Annotated in this window: 16 protein-coding genes; 10 read left to right on the top strand and 6 right to left on the bottom strand. The window is 43.0% G+C overall.

From position 1 onward, the window contains the following. Positions 1 to 4 precede the first annotated feature (4 nt). The 3 genes from G6047_RS08020 to G6047_RS08010 all read left to right on the top strand — a co-directional run bounded on the left by G6047_RS08020 (position 5) and on the right by G6047_RS08010 (position 3,262). Positions 5 to 1,102, top strand: a complete 1,098-nt coding sequence (locus tag G6047_RS08020) for an HlyD family secretion protein (RefSeq protein ID WP_169527078.1) — start codon at positions 5 to 7, stop codon at positions 1,100 to 1,102. 111 nt (positions 1,103 to 1,213) lie between these two features. After that, entirely contained in the window at positions 1,214 to 2,809 is a 1,596-nt protein-coding gene (locus tag G6047_RS08015) for an MDR family MFS transporter (protein WP_169527077.1), read from the top strand. 96 nt (positions 2,810 to 2,905) lie between these two features. Beyond that, positions 2,906 to 3,262 carry a hypothetical protein gene (locus tag G6047_RS08010; protein ID WP_169527076.1) on the top strand — a complete coding sequence of 119 codons (357 nt, stop codon included), beginning with the start codon at positions 2,906 to 2,908 and terminating at the stop codon, positions 3,260 to 3,262. A gap of 68 nt (positions 3,263 to 3,330) precedes the next feature. On the opposite strand, the gene G6047_RS08005 is transcribed toward G6047_RS08010, so the two are convergent. Next, complete coding sequence (locus G6047_RS08005) at positions 3,331 to 3,975, bottom strand: OmpA family protein (RefSeq protein ID WP_169527075.1); 645 nt, start codon at positions 3,973 to 3,975, stop codon at positions 3,331 to 3,333. Between the two features lie 69 nt (positions 3,976 to 4,044). Between G6047_RS08005 and G6047_RS08000 the strand changes: the two genes are divergently transcribed. Beyond that, positions 4,045 to 4,428 (top strand): iron chaperone, encoded by a 384-nt coding sequence (locus G6047_RS08000; protein ID WP_317168280.1) that lies wholly within the window; start codon positions 4,045 to 4,047, stop codon positions 4,426 to 4,428. Here the strand turns inward: G6047_RS08000 and G6047_RS07995 are convergent. Further along, a complete protein-coding gene (locus tag G6047_RS07995; RefSeq protein ID WP_169527074.1) occupies positions 4,418 to 5,092 on the bottom strand; it encodes a hypothetical protein in 675 nt (224 codons plus the stop codon). The genes G6047_RS08000 and G6047_RS07995 overlap by 11 nt on opposite strands. A 92-nt stretch (positions 5,093 to 5,184) precedes the next feature. On the opposite strand from G6047_RS07995, the gene G6047_RS07990 reads away from it, so the two are divergent. From G6047_RS07990 to G6047_RS07980, 3 genes are all read left to right on the top strand, one after another. Further along, positions 5,185 to 5,403 (top strand): DUF4287 domain-containing protein, encoded by a 219-nt coding sequence (locus G6047_RS07990; RefSeq protein ID WP_169527073.1) that lies wholly within the window; start codon positions 5,185 to 5,187, stop codon positions 5,401 to 5,403. 68 nt (positions 5,404 to 5,471) lie between these two features. Continuing rightward, positions 5,472 to 6,752, top strand: a complete 1,281-nt coding sequence (pepT, locus tag G6047_RS07985; protein ID WP_169527072.1) for a peptidase T — start codon at positions 5,472 to 5,474, stop codon at positions 6,750 to 6,752. An 85-nt stretch (positions 6,753 to 6,837) separates the two neighbouring features. Further along, complete coding sequence (locus G6047_RS07980; RefSeq protein WP_169527071.1) at positions 6,838 to 7,425, top strand: YdeI/OmpD-associated family protein; 588 nt, start codon at positions 6,838 to 6,840, stop codon at positions 7,423 to 7,425. Positions 7,426 to 7,683: 258 nt separating this feature from the next. On the opposite strand, the gene yajC is transcribed toward G6047_RS07980, so the two are convergent. The 4 genes from yajC to G6047_RS07960 form a co-directional block, all read right to left on the bottom strand. Next, positions 7,684 to 7,977 (bottom strand): preprotein translocase subunit YajC, encoded by a 294-nt coding sequence (gene yajC / locus G6047_RS07975; protein ID WP_169527070.1) that lies wholly within the window; start codon positions 7,975 to 7,977, stop codon positions 7,684 to 7,686. A 1-nt stretch (position 7,978) separates the two neighbouring features. Further along, positions 7,979 to 8,470 carry a DUF1573 domain-containing protein gene (locus G6047_RS07970; protein WP_169527069.1) on the bottom strand — a complete coding sequence of 164 codons (492 nt, stop codon included), beginning with the start codon at positions 8,468 to 8,470 and terminating at the stop codon, positions 7,979 to 7,981. 4 nt (positions 8,471 to 8,474) lie between these two features. Continuing rightward, the gene (gene nusB, locus G6047_RS07965) at positions 8,475 to 9,380 is read right to left on the bottom strand and encodes a transcription antitermination factor NusB (protein WP_169527110.1); all 906 of its coding nucleotides are present in this window, start codon (positions 9,378 to 9,380) and stop codon (positions 8,475 to 8,477) included. A 145-nt stretch (positions 9,381 to 9,525) separates the two neighbouring features. Further along, positions 9,526 to 10,629 carry a Glu/Leu/Phe/Val family dehydrogenase gene (locus G6047_RS07960; RefSeq protein WP_169527068.1) on the bottom strand — a complete coding sequence of 368 codons (1,104 nt, stop codon included), beginning with the start codon at positions 10,627 to 10,629 and terminating at the stop codon, positions 9,526 to 9,528. Between the two features lie 197 nt (positions 10,630 to 10,826). Between G6047_RS07960 and G6047_RS07955 the strand changes: the two genes are divergently transcribed. The 3 genes from G6047_RS07955 to G6047_RS07945 all read left to right on the top strand — a co-directional run bounded on the left by G6047_RS07955 (position 10,827) and on the right by G6047_RS07945 (position 13,387). Further along, a complete protein-coding gene (locus G6047_RS07955; protein ID WP_169527067.1) occupies positions 10,827 to 12,596 on the top strand; it encodes an ABC transporter ATP-binding protein in 1,770 nt (589 codons plus the stop codon). Between the two features lie 58 nt (positions 12,597 to 12,654). Beyond that, positions 12,655 to 13,029, top strand: coding sequence for a PUR family DNA/RNA-binding protein (locus G6047_RS07950; protein WP_169527066.1), 375 nt, complete (start codon positions 12,655 to 12,657; stop codon positions 13,027 to 13,029). A gap of 145 nt (positions 13,030 to 13,174) precedes the next feature. Then, a complete protein-coding gene (locus G6047_RS07945) occupies positions 13,175 to 13,387 on the top strand; it encodes a hypothetical protein (RefSeq protein WP_169527065.1) in 213 nt (70 codons plus the stop codon). Positions 13,388 to 13,404: the final 17 nt, after the last annotated feature.

Genomic DNA, 13,404 nt, shown 5'->3' with positions numbered 1-13,404 from the left:
TCACATGAAAGAAGAGAAACAAGAGGAAAAGAAAAAAACGAACAAGAAATTCGTTTTCATTTTCGGAACGCTGATTATCGTAGGATTAGCCTACGGAATCTTTAAATATATCCATTCCCAGGCGCACGAAACTACAGACGATGCCCAGGTTGAAATGAACATGAACCCAATCATTCCGCGTGTTGCCGGTTACGTCACGAAGGTTTATGTGAAAGATAACGATTATGTCAAAAAAGGCGACACACTTTTGGTGATAGACGACAAAGATTTCGTGGTTCGTGTAGAAGATGCCAAAGCTGCGTTGGCAGGAGCCGAAGGAAGTTTTGCAGTTAGCAAAGCTGATGTAGGAAGTGCCGAGGCCGGAGTTTCGGTTTCAGATGCCAACGTGCAAAGTGCCGGCGGAAACATTGAAACTGCCCGAATCCGACTCAACCGTGCCGAAAGCGATTACAACCGATACAAAATCCTATACGACAAACGCTCTATCACAAAACAACAATTCGAGCAGATCGAAGCTACATACCTTGAGGCCAAAAACCAGGTTTCCATCCTAAAAGAACAACAACGCGCAAGCCAATACCAACGTTCTGTAAGCCAGGCTCGTTCAAGCGTTTCCGGAAAACAGACAGATGTGGCCGCCGCGAACATCAATCGTGCAAAAGCTTCGCTGGCCGCCGCAGAATTGAACTTATCCTATACTGTAATCACAGCCGCGACCGACGGACAGGTTTCCAAAGTAAGCGTTCAGCCGGGACAATTGGTACAACCGGGACAATCGCTGTTCTACATTATCAACAGCAGCGAAATTTGGGTCGTGGCGAATTTCAAGGAAACCCAATTGGACAAAATGGTCGTTGGCCAGAAAGTAAGCCTTGGTGTAGATGCGTACCCTGACACGGAATTCGTTGGTGAAGTTTCATCGTTCTCTCCGGCTACAGGCGCGCGTTTTTCACTATTGCCTCCGGATAACGCAACCGGAAACTTCGTAAAGACCATCCAACGTTTGCCGGTAAAAATCATCATGACCAAAGACAACGATGCGGAGAAATTGAAAAAACTGCGCCCGGGGATGAATGTAGAGGTTGATGTGCATTTGAAATAAGTTTGAAGTTCAAGAGTTCGGAAGTTCGGAAGATATTCCTGTTGCAATCTTCCGAACTCCTGAACTTCCCACCTTTTGAACTTCCGAACCATTAACTTTTGAACTTAAAAAATGTCTGCACCTGCACAACAACATAACCCGGACGCACTCGTAGAATATGGTTTCCGGCGCGTCATCATTACCATTACTGCGGTAATGTGTGCCTTGCTCGAAATTGTCGATACGACCATTGTGAACGTGGCCCTTACTGATATGCGCGGTTCACTCGGCGCGACATTGACCGATGTTGCCTGGGTAATCACAGCCTATGCTATTGCCAACGTAATAGTTATCCCAATGACGAGTTGGCTTTCCCAGCAATTCGGCCGCAGGAATTACTTTGCGGCTTCCATCATCATATTCACCGTTTCGTCTTTTCTTTGCGGAAATGCCTCGAACATTTGGGAACTGGTCGCTTTCCGGTTTATCCAGGGAATGGGTGGAGGCGCGCTTTTGGTAACGGCACAAACAATTATTACCGAAAGTTATCCTATTGCAAAACGCGGAATGGCACAGGCGATTTATGGAATGGGTGTTATTGTTGGACCTACTTTGGGACCGCCACTCGGAGGTTATCTGGTGGATAACTTTTCATGGCCATATATCTTTTACATCAACATTCCTCTTGGAATCATAGCGACTTTCCTGACGATTACTTTTGTCAAAAGTCCTAAATACGGCGAAAAATTAAAGGCAAAACAGGTCGACTGGTGGGGAATTGTTTTCCTGGCGTCATTTATCGGATCATTACAGTTTGTATTGGAACACGGACAACAGGACGACTGGTTCAACGATGGATTGATTGTACTGCTTAGTGTAGTATCTGTGTTTGGATTTGTGGCATTCATCTGGCGTGAACTCGTCTACAAACACCCAATCGTAAACCTCGGGGTCTTAAAAGACGGTAACCTCAAAATAGGTACAATCATGTGTTTCATTTTAGGTTTCGGTTTGTACGGATCGACGCTCGTAATCCCAATCTATACCCAGCAAATCCTCGGTTGGACTGCTACCGATGCGGGAATGTTACTGATTCCCGGATCTTTGGTTACAGCCTTTTTGATGCCCATTGTGGGTAACCTGATCCAGAAAGGTGTGCCCCAGGCCTATCTTGTCGCGGCAGGTTTCTTTGTGTTTTTTGGCTTTACGCTCTGGATGCACAATGTAATGACACCCGATACCGGAGTTGAACATTTATTCTGGCCGTTGATCCTGCGTGGAATTGGGTTGTCTTTATTGTTTGTTCCGATTACGACTATGGCACTTTCTACATTGAAAGGAAAGAACATTGGCGAAGGCGCGGCTTTTACCGGAATGATGCGACAACTGGGCGGATCTTTCGGGATTGCGTTGATCACGACATTTATCACGCGTTTCAGCCAGAGCCATCGTGTAGACCTGGTCGCGAATCTGGATATTACGAAGCCCGAAGTCCAGAATCGTGTGAATCAAATGCAACAAGGTTTTATGGCTAAAGGCTTCTCTTTCAACGAAGCACTTGGAAAAGCATATCAGGCCATGGATTTTTCTGTGATGAAACAGGCAACAGTTATGTCTTATATGGATGTTTTCCTATACCTTGGCATTATGTTTTTATGCTGTATTCCAGTAATTTTGTTTGTGAAACGAGGTAAAAACAAGATCGATCCAGCCGAGGCGATGCACTGATGAAGGTTAAAAAAAATATTCGGCTTGATTAACTTTAAATTATTTTATTGTTATATTTGACTGATTTCGTTTTAGTTAACCTCTAAAAACTACAGAATGGGACTATTTGGCGTAAACATCAGGAAGATTTTGAAAGAAATCAGACGAACGAGTGAATATTATTCGAACGACCTGAGTAAAGACATAAACGATTCGTTTGAGGATCTTAAAAGTGATTACGATGAAACGTCTGGTGTTGTTCCTGAATTTGAACAATTCGTAAACGAGCTAAAGCCGAAACTCGACTCTAAAGATGCAGTAAAGCTCGAAGCCTTCACCAAAAAAATCTCAAAAATCAACCGTAATGCCTGGAATGGCGTGGAAGCACTTTACACACTGAAACGTTATCAGCAAAAGAATTCAACCGAAACACTTCGCGACATTGATGAACTTGAATTGGAAATTACATCATAACCTTTCCAACTTATATAAAACGAAAAGCCGTCCTTTAAGAACGGCTTTTTTATTTTTCCAGATTAGCATCATTTCTCCCTTATGCCGAGCGACATTCTACGGTCGGGACGTCTTTCTTCCTCTGATGCTGTAGCCGGCACACTTGCAAATTGAGATCCGTATCCTTCGGCACCAGCTAACTGAATGTCACTCACACCAAATGCCAGCAAGGCTTTTTGCAAGGCGTCGGCTCGTTCCTGGGACAACTTCACATTTGCTGGCTCGTTTGCGGATTTATCTGTGTAACCTCCAACTTTGGCTTTTAGCTTTGGATACTGTTTGAATATGGTGGCAATATTCAATAGTTGTGTTTGACTTTCAGTGGTAATATTGGAACTGTTCAGATCAAAATTAACATCGTCGAAATCAAACCACACATCTTTACCAGCAGCCCGGCTGTTATCATTGAGGAATTCGACCAATTTGAATTCCATGGTCCCTTTACTGAAAGGCAAGCTCGAACCGTCCGGCAATACTACCGTTTTACGCAGTGTATCTGGTTTAGACTCTGGTGAAACTGCAGTGATTACTGTAGAAATGGTATCGGTAAAACTGACCGGTTCACGTACTTCGACATTTCTGTTGAAAAACCAAACTGACAAACCAACAAGGCCAATCAGAAGAACAAGAGGCAACAGCCATGCGTTTTTTTCAAAAGTGTTAGCGTCTGACATAGGTCTTCTTTAAGATTAATTACTGATCTTTCCTTAAATTTAGTCCAATTATTTCAAAATACGGCTATTATGATGCAAGAAGCCAAACCAGAATCTGTAGAGGAATACATCGATTCGTTCGATGCCGTTACAAAAGATATCCTTTTGGCCGTTCGAAAAACCATACAATCGGCTGCACCTGATGCCACCGAAAAAATCAGCTACGGAATGCCGGCTTTCGTCTACAAAGGAAACCTTGTGTATTACGCTGCTTACGCAAAACACATTGGGTTTTACGCAACACCAAACGGAAATGAATCCTTCAAAAAAGAACTGTCAAAATACAAAACGGGAAAAGGTTCAATACAATTTCCGATTGCTGAACAAATGCCGTTGGAATTGATAAAACGCATAGTTGCATTCCGTGTCAGGGAAAATGACGCGAAGGCAGAAGCCAAAAAGCTCAGGAAGTGATTTCGGCCGAACGTACTTTATACAGAAACTGAAGCATCAGCGCCGTCGCAAAAGCCCCGAACGTATGCCATAAAAAATGAGTTCCGCTGCTGAGCCAGTTCCATCCGTCCGCAATCCGGAAAATAATAGCCACAGAAAAGCACAATAACGCAAGCAAGACATACTGCCCGAAACGAAAAGAATGTGTCGCCAGGAACCAAAATACCGGAACGACGACCAATAGCGCCATCAGCGTATAATTCAGGTTGATCCAGAATTGGATGTTCGTCACGGAATCCAAATGGGAGCGCATCCAGAACGTAAACGCTATATAAACCGAAACGATTCCAATGGCAATATACCATCGGCTGACCCGAATCAGGAAATGGATCGCGGCGCTGATACAAAGCAGCATAATAGGCAGCCAATCCATCATGATAAACGGACGCCACAAACGAAATCCGTGATAAACGCCACCTCCAATCGCGCCTACAAGAAGCAATAAGGCACAATACAACAGGAACGGATACTTGGGATAATCGTCTCTGAGTTTCCACAACCAAAAGCAGGCGATTCCTAAAAACAGTAATGAACTGATGAAATTAAGTGGTTCGGGAAACAGCCGGTCGAGATTGGTTTCGGTGTAGAGCATTCCGCCGTCTGCAGGCAATCGGGTCGATTCCATAACTAAATATTGGATTCCTAAATTACTAAAATTTCAATGTCAAAAAGAATCAGGCAAAAACCATAAATTTGATTTAACACAAATAAAGTAGTATGTCATTTCAGGCCTATCTGGATAACGTCCAGGCAAAAACAGGTAAAACCCCTGATGAATTACAACAACTGGCAACCCAAAAAGGTTTTGTCATCGACGGCAAACTGAATCCCCAAACCAAGGCCACGGAAATTATCAACTGGTTAAAGGAAGATTTTGATCTGGGTCACGGACATGCCATGTCGATTGTGGCTTATTTCAAGGGAAAGCGCGACTGATCGTGTGAAAAAACTTAACATTGGAACGCTGATCAATTAGCTAACTTTGCAAAAAAATTTCCAACTAAATGCAACATCTTATTGACCGATTCATCAGTTACGTTACCGTAGACACGGAATCAGATCCGGAATCAGCAACCACACCTTCTACCGCAAAACAAATGGTCCTGGCCGAAATGCTTTTCCAGGAACTGACCAAAATCGGACTTACCGAAGTGACCATTGACCACAACGGATATGTCATGGGAACTTTGCCTTCGACTGTCGATCATGAAGTTCCGGTAATCGGTTTTGTCTCCCATTTCGATACATCACCGGATTTTAGCGGGGCCAACGTAAAACCTCAGGTCATTCCAAATTATGACGGTGGCGATATTGTCCTGAATGAAAAGGAAAACATCGTTCTTTCACCTTCGTATTTCAAAGATTTGTTGCAGTATAAAGGACAGACGCTGATTACTACGGATGGAACTACGCTACTCGGTGCCGATGACAAAGCCGGGATCACGGAAATTGTTTCGGCGATGGAATATCTGATTCAGAATCCTCAGATAAAGCACGGAAAAATCCGCGTTTGCTTTACGCCAGATGAAGAAATAGGCCGTGGTGCCGATCATTTCGACGTAAAAAAATTCGGGGCAAAATGGGCCTATACGATGGACGGAAGCCAGATTGGCGAACTCGAATATGAGAACTTCAATGCGGCCGGAGCCAAGGTTTCGTTCAAGGGAACAAGCGTGCATCCGGGTTACGCTAAAGGAAAGATGATCAATTCGATGCTTCTTGCAAATGAATTCATCAATGCGCTTCCGAAGAAAGAAATTCCTCAGGAAACAAAAGGTTACGACGGATTCTACCATGTCACCGGATTGACTGGATCTATCGAAGACAGTACGGTCCAGCTCATTATCCGCGACCACAGCATGAAGGAATTCAAGAAGCGCAAAAAACATGTGAAGAAAGTCGTTTCTAAAATCAACAAAGCATATAAGAAGCAATTCGGAGGCGATATCGCAACGCTTGAAATGACCGACCAGTACTACAACATGCGCGAAAAAGTAGAACCTGTGATGCACATTGTAAAGACGGCCGAAAAAGCGATGAAAGATCTGGGCATAAAGCCAATCATAAAACCGATTCGTGGTGGAACGGACGGTAGCCGCTTGTCGTACATGGGACTTCCGTGCCCGAATATATTCGCCGGCGGACACAACTTTCACGGCAAGTACGAATATGTTCCGGTTGAAAGTATCCAGAAAGCGGTTGATGTTATTGTTCGTATTGCAGAGCTTACGGCAATCGACGCTTCAAAAGCAAAATCTAAAAAAACGGGCAAATCCAAAAAATAAATTTGAACCGATATAGTTCAAAGCCATTACCTTGAGTGATGGCTTTTTTATTTTGGTGATTTGTACATTTGAAAAAAAGCCGAAAATGGAAAAACCTGCGAAAGTCTGGGATAAGACGGGCCAATGGGCGGAAGCCATCGATTTGGTCAAGTCTATCGTCGTAAAAACCGAACTGGTCGAAATGACAAAATGGGGCGCGCCTATTTTTACGGTTGGCGGAAAAAATGTAGCTGGGATTGGCGGTTTTAAAGAACATTTTGCCATTTGGTTCTGGAATGGCGTTTTTTTAAAAGATGAAGCCGGCAAGCTAGTCAATGCGAATGAAGGCGTGACCAAAGGACTTAGGCAATTGCGCTACAAAAATATGGAAGAGATACGGTCAGACGAAAAACTGATCTATGATTACCTGGTTGAAGCGATCGAGAATGAAAAAGCCGGCCTTTCGATCAAACCCGAAAAGAAACAAACCATAATTCCGGAGTTGATCCAGAAAGCATTGGATTCAGATTCGGAACTGAAGATTGCTTTTGAAAAATTTACTCCTTTTAAACAGCGGGAATTTATTGAATATGTCGATTCGGCTAAACGCGAGGAAACGAAGGTTCAGCGGTTGGAAAAAATTAGCTTGATGATACGCGATGGTATTGGATTGAATGATAAATATCGGAAATGACATTCGGAGCGTAAGTGCGTTAAGAGTTTAGAGAACTCCAAACTAAACTTATTGAAGACCTTCCAGGTTTATTAAACCCGGAAGGTTTATAAACCTGGAAGGTCTATTGTAATGAAAAATCAATTACCCCAACTGTAGTTTTTCTGCCGAAAAAGTTAAAATTGTATCTGTAAAAATTCGTTCCAAACAATCGTTTACAATCGGAACAAATAAAAAAGCCCTGCTGTTGCAAGGCTCTCATATCTGTGATAGATAAAACTATTTCTTTTCGATTACCGGTGCATTTAAAGCGGCGCTCATTTCCATGGATATGGCCGAACGTTCCATCTTTAGTTTTCCGGACATGGTTTCGATGACGACTGTTTTTTCAGCGAGTTCCGATACGCGTCCGTGAAGTCCGCCTTTTGTGATGATTTTGTCGCCCACTTTAAGACCGCTTTCAAAAGCGCGCTCCTTCTTGGCACGGGTTTGCTGCGGACGGATCATGAAAAAATACATGACCACTATGATCATTAAAATAAAGGGCAATTGACTGTTCAATAAAGATTCCATATTATTTCTTTTCTTCTACGTTTGAGGTGATGGTTACTACGTCCTGACCGGATTTAGTGTTGGTGCTTAAGGTGACGGTTTTGGATTGTTTTCCGTGTTTGCCTGCAGAATTGAAAGATACTTTTATTTCTGCCGAAGCTCCGGGATGGATAGGCTCTTTAGGAAATTCCGGAACCGTACAGCCGCATGAACCGTGTGCTTCCTGTATCACAAGATCTGCTTCGCCTGAATTCGTGAATTTAAAAGTCGTACTAACCACATCACCTTGATTGATGGTCCCGAAATCATGCTCCAGTCTTTCAAATGTGATTTTTGGGTATTTACCATCTTTTGGAATTTCACGATCCGGTCTTGAACCTGGTGGCAACGGAAGACCTGTTCCTGAGATCACTTTACCGTTCGGATCGACTTTGATGGTTACTTCTTCCTTCTTACAGGAACTCACGCACAATGCAAAACTTACCGCCAATGCGCAAATAAGCTGTTTTTTCATAGGATTACATCAGGCCGCGGCCTGTTTTGTTTAGTTTGTTATTTGTCTGGTATTCTTTGACGAGATTATCCAGGATTCCATTTATAAAGATACTGCTCTTTGAAGTCGAATATTCCTTTGCGATTTCAAGGTACTCGTTGATGGTAACTTTTACAGGAATCGACGGAAATTTCTGGAACTCGCAAATAGCCATCTTAAGGATTATGGTGTCTATTTCGGCAATCCGTTCCGTATCCCAATTCGGGGTTTTGTCTTCGAATTCCTTTGCCAGCGTCTCTTCGTTAAGGGCTGTCCTGCGCAACAGTTGGATGGCGAAATCCTTATCTTCCTCATCTTTATACAATTGAGGAATCACGAAGTTTTCGTTCTCCTGAAGCATTTTAAGCTGACGGGCGATTTGCGTATTTACAACAGGAATGTCATCAACCCAGGTAAGTTTGTAGTCTTCGAGATAATCATACAACTTTTCATTCGGGACGATAACCTGCGTGAACAAATCATGGATGAATTGTGTATCCGAAGCGAAATCGGAAACGGAAGATGTCATATAATTGGCATACAGATCACTTTCCTTTACCGCTTTGAGCAAAATCAGGATGTAATCATCGTTGAGCCTCCAGTTGTTTATTTTGCGGTTTTCAAGTGCATCTGAAAATTTCTGATCGTTATCAAGCAACTGAAGCAGACGGTTGTTTACGAACTTGAGATTTGGATTGCGCTCTTCGGGCGTGCTCAGGTGTTTGTTCCTGGATTTTTCTATGAAATCCATTTCCTTTTGTCGCATTTCTGTCAGCGTAGACAACATGATCAGGTAAAGATCCTGGATGTTGTCAAGGCTTTGCAACAGGAATTTTTCCTCTTTGATGAGATCGTCAGATGAATTCTGGTGCATCGCGTAAATCGATTGCATCACCTTGATCCGGATATGTCTTCTGTTTAGCACTCTAAAGAACTTATATAATTAGGGCGGAAGTTAGTCGCTTCCGCCCTGCAAAAATACATTTTTATTTTAAATGGTATAGGCTTTACACAATGGTAACCTATGCCCTTTTGCCTTACTTGGAATACTCCAGTTTGCGTTCGGCTATGCGTTTTTCCGCAATTGCCATGGCTGCCTGATATGGAGTCAGGTTGCGCGCCTCGGAAAGATTGAAGATTTCAAGAGTCGTATTGTAGATATTTTCTGTACGACGCAGCGCTTCTTCTTTCCCGTAATTGACGATTTCACCGTACACATTGATGATTCCGCCGGCGTTGATCAAAAAGTCAGGTGCATAAGCGATGCCTCTTTGTTGGAGTATTCCACCGTGTATGCGTTCGTTCGCCAGCTGATTGTTCGCCGCTCCGGCAATGACACCGGCCTGAATCCTGTAAACCGTATCATCGTTGATCGTCGCTCCAAGTGCACAAGGCGCGTAGATATCACAATCGAACTCATATAAATCCGAACCGGAGAAAATAGCCGCATTGTATTTCTTGGCGACTTCTTCCATGCGTGATTCGCTGATGTCTGTGATGGTTACGATGGCACCTTCTTTTGTCAGATAATCCACAAGCGTTTCCCCAACATGTCCGGTTCCTTGTACCAGGACGCGTTTGCCTCCGAGGTTTTCAGATCCGAATTTATACTTCGCAGCAGCCTTCATTCCCATATAAACGCCATAAGCCGTCACGGGCGAAGGATTTCCGGATCCGCCTTTTGATTCAGAGATACCGGTTACATATGGCGTCACTTCACGAATCAGGTCCATGTCAGGCGTTGTAGTTCCAACGTCTTCAGCCGTAATGTATTTTCCGCTCAAAGAGTGGATGTATTTACCGAATTCGGTGATCATTTCCGGCGTCTTATCCGTTTTCGCGTTTCCGATGATGACTGCTTTTCCTCCTCCAAGGTTCAAACCGGAAATCGCAGACTTGTATGTCATTCCTCTTGAAAGGCGCAAAACGTCGTTCAAAGCTTCCCACTCGTTGTCGTATTTCCACATACGCGTGCCGCCCAAAGCTGGTCCGAGCACGGTGTTATGAATACCGATTATTGCTTTTAATCCAGTATCTTTGTCGTTGCAAAAAACAATCTGTTCGTGGTTGTCGAATGATGCCTGTCCGAAAACAGGATCGATCTTGTGAAGCTCCTTTGCGGTAGTGAATTCAGTGGTCATAATGTTCAGCATTTATTGCGACTTTATCAAAAAGCCTTCACAAAATTATCGATTTATTTAAAACAATGTCTTTTCGAAGGCTTAAATTGTGTTTTTGTTAATAAAATTTAGCCAAAACAGATACCGCTAAAATTAAATTAATCTCGATTTTTTAACAGAATTAAAAATATAAGCTGCCTAAAATCTGAAAAACTCAAATGAAAGAGCTTCAATATTTAAACAAATATTTCATTAAGTATAAATACCATTTCTTAACAGGAATACTCATTACGATTGCCGCCCAGATTTTCTCTTTGTTTACCCCGAAACTCGTCAGCAGTTCGTTCAAGGTGATTGAGGAACAAGCAGGAAAATCCGGATCGATGGCTTCTGATATCGTCACCCAGACTTTATTTCACAATATTTTACTTATCATCGGAACGACCTTATTCTCTGGTTTCCTTACTTTTTTGATGCGACAGACGCTTATCGTAATGTCACGCCACATTGAATTCGACCTTAAAAATGAAGTCTTTCGCCAGTACGAACGCCTGACCCAGCATTTCTATAAACAGAACCGCACCGGCGATTTGATGAACCGCATCAGCGAAGATGTCGGAAAAACCCGTATGTACGTTGGCCCGGCTGTAATGTATACTATCAACACGGTCATAAGATTCATAGTCGTCATCGTCTTTATGTACCGCGTTTCACCTATGCTTACATTATATACATTGCTTCCGCTTCCGCTGCTTTCTTACGCTATTTTCAAATTGAGCCAGGAAATCAACAAAAGAAGCACTGTTTTCCAACAATATCTATCCAAAGTTTCCAGTTTCACCCAAGAAGTTTTCTCCGGAATCCGCGTCATAAAAGCCTATGCGATAGAGCCGAAACAGCAGCAGGAAATGGACGCCTTATCGTATGAAAGTAAAGCCAAAAGCCTTAGCCTTGCGCGTGTCCAGGCACTTTTCGGGCCGCTTATGATTGCGCTTATAGGGATGAGCAACCTGGTCGTGATTTATTTTGGTGGAAAAATGTACATCGATGGCGATCCGCATATCAGCAACATTGGAATCATAGCCGAATTTATTCTGTACGTCAATATGCTTACGTGGCCTGTCGCCTCATTAGGCTGGGTTTCGTCTATGGTGCAGGAAGCAGAAGCATCACAAAAACGTATCAACGAATTCCTCAAAATCCGTCCGGAAATCAAGAACCCGGTGCTTCACGCAACTCCAATCAATGGTGAAATTGAATTCAAAAATGTCGAATTCATTTATGAGGATACAGGAATCAAGGCACTGTCGAACATCAGTTTTAAAGTCGGAAAAGGCGAAACATTAGCCGTTTTCGGACGCACAGGTTCCGGAAAATCGACGTTGCTGCAATTGATCAGCAGGTTATACGATGTCACATCGGGAGAAGTTAAAATGGACGGAACAGATCTTCGTAAAGTAAATCTTAACGACCTGCGCCAAAACGTAGCCGTCGTTCCTCAGGACGCGTTCCTGTTTTCTGATACGATTGCCAACAACATCCGTTTCGGGAATGAAGACGCGACTATCGAAGAAATCATCGAATCTGCCAAACTTGCGGCCGTACACGACAATATCTCAGGCTTTACCCTGCAATATGAAACCATTTTAGGCGAACGCGGCATTACGTTGTCGGGCGGACAAAAGCAACGTGTTTCGATTGCCAGGGCTTTGATACGTGATCCTCAGGTTTTGTTGCTGGACGATTGTCTGTCTGCCGTAGACACAGAAACCGAAGAAACCATCCTGACCAACCTGCTGTCCTATTGCCGCGACAAGACCACTATAATCGTGAGCCACAGGGTTTCAACCGCGCGCAATGCAGATCATATCATGGTTCTTGACCAAGGCAATATCATCCAGTACGGAACGCATAATGAATTGGTAGATCAGGAAGGATACTACAAAGAGTTGTGGCTGCGACAGCTTTCAGAAAAAGAATTGTCGTAACTGTTGGTTTGTTATCGTTTTTTTACCATTTTTGGATAGAAAACGAAACAAGATAGATATGAGAGAAAATGACATGCTCGAAAAAGATGAGATTTTTTCCAAAGTACTGCGCGCCGGCAGGAGGACTTACTTCTTTGATGTAAGGGCCACGCGTGCCGAAGACTACTACATAACCATTACCGAAAGCAAGAAATTTACCGAGGAAGACGGCTCGTTCCACTTCAAAAAGCACAAAATTTATTTATACAAGGAAGATTTCGCCTCGTTTATGGAAATCATGAATGAAATCACGTCCTATGTATTGAATAACAAAGGAGAAGAAGTGATCTCCGAACGTCACCAACGCGATTTCAAACGCGAATACGACAATGTCGACATCGAAGAAGCGGCAAAGGCTGCGAGTTTTACTGACGTTGATTTTGATGATATCTGATAAGATGAATGTCCGAAGATAAAAGACTAAGGACTCAAAAACAGTAAACATATTGATCCGGATTCGTCCGGATTTTTTTCATCAAAAAAACTTCAAATACCCCGAACAGGCTAATCAAAAAGCTTTAATACTTTATATTTGCCCAATGCAAAAAGTCCTCAATTTCCTCATAAAATACGGAATTTATATCCACAGTATCGCTGTAATCCTGTTTGTCTATATCGTCCAGCAAAACATCGACCGCGTTCCAAGGGACAACTTCAAGCTCGCCTTATCGATTTGCTTATTGGCATTGGCAATCTTCAATCTTGCAACATCTGCAATCGCCCTGAAAAAGAGGCGAAAGGAACAAAAATAAATTACCTGATAAAAGGC

Origin of the sequence: Flavobacterium silvaticum, assembly GCF_012911565.1 — a bacterium.
In the GTDB taxonomy this organism is placed as follows: domain Bacteria; phylum Bacteroidota; class Bacteroidia; order Flavobacteriales; family Flavobacteriaceae; genus Flavobacterium; species Flavobacterium silvaticum.
The sequence above is the reverse complement of the archived record's forward strand: the minus strand, read 5'-3'. Positions and strand labels throughout refer to the sequence as shown.

What these genes read in the sequence shown, in the direction of transcription:
- G6047_RS07995 (WP_169527074.1), bottom strand. Translation starts at nt 5,092, where the DNA reads ATGGAATCGACCCGATTGCCTGCAGACGGCGGAATGCTCTACACCGAA.
- G6047_RS08005 (WP_169527075.1), bottom strand. Translation starts at nt 3,975, where the DNA reads ATGTCAGACGCTAACACTTTTGAAAAAAACGCATGGCTGTTGCCTCTT.
- G6047_RS07945 (WP_169527065.1), top strand. Translation starts at nt 13,175, where the DNA reads ATGCAAAAAGTCCTCAATTTCCTCATAAAATACGGAATTTATATCCAC.
- G6047_RS07980 (WP_169527071.1), top strand. Translation starts at nt 6,838, where the DNA reads ATGGAAAAACCTGCGAAAGTCTGGGATAAGACGGGCCAATGGGCGGAA.
- nusB (WP_169527110.1), bottom strand. Translation starts at nt 9,380, where the DNA reads ATGCAATCGATTTACGCGATGCACCAGAATTCATCTGACGATCTCATC.
- G6047_RS08020 (WP_169527078.1), top strand. Translation starts at nt 5, where the DNA reads ATGAAAGAAGAGAAACAAGAGGAAAAGAAAAAAACGAACAAGAAATTC.
- G6047_RS07970 (WP_169527069.1), bottom strand. Translation starts at nt 8,470, where the DNA reads ATGAAAAAACAGCTTATTTGCGCATTGGCGGTAAGTTTTGCATTGTGC.
- pepT (WP_169527072.1), top strand. Translation starts at nt 5,472, where the DNA reads ATGCAACATCTTATTGACCGATTCATCAGTTACGTTACCGTAGACACG.
- G6047_RS07955 (WP_169527067.1), top strand. Translation starts at nt 10,827, where the DNA reads ATGAAAGAGCTTCAATATTTAAACAAATATTTCATTAAGTATAAATAC.
- G6047_RS07990 (WP_169527073.1), top strand. Translation starts at nt 5,185, where the DNA reads ATGTCATTTCAGGCCTATCTGGATAACGTCCAGGCAAAAACAGGTAAA.
- G6047_RS08000 (WP_317168280.1), top strand. Translation starts at nt 4,045, where the DNA reads ATGATGCAAGAAGCCAAACCAGAATCTGTAGAGGAATACATCGATTCG.
- G6047_RS07950 (WP_169527066.1), top strand. Translation starts at nt 12,655, where the DNA reads ATGAGAGAAAATGACATGCTCGAAAAAGATGAGATTTTTTCCAAAGTA.
- G6047_RS08010 (WP_169527076.1), top strand. Translation starts at nt 2,906, where the DNA reads ATGGGACTATTTGGCGTAAACATCAGGAAGATTTTGAAAGAAATCAGA.
- G6047_RS08015 (WP_169527077.1), top strand. Translation starts at nt 1,214, where the DNA reads ATGTCTGCACCTGCACAACAACATAACCCGGACGCACTCGTAGAATAT.
- yajC (WP_169527070.1), bottom strand. Translation starts at nt 7,977, where the DNA reads ATGGAATCTTTATTGAACAGTCAATTGCCCTTTATTTTAATGATCATA.
- G6047_RS07960 (WP_169527068.1), bottom strand. Translation starts at nt 10,629, where the DNA reads ATGACCACTGAATTCACTACCGCAAAGGAGCTTCACAAGATCGATCCT.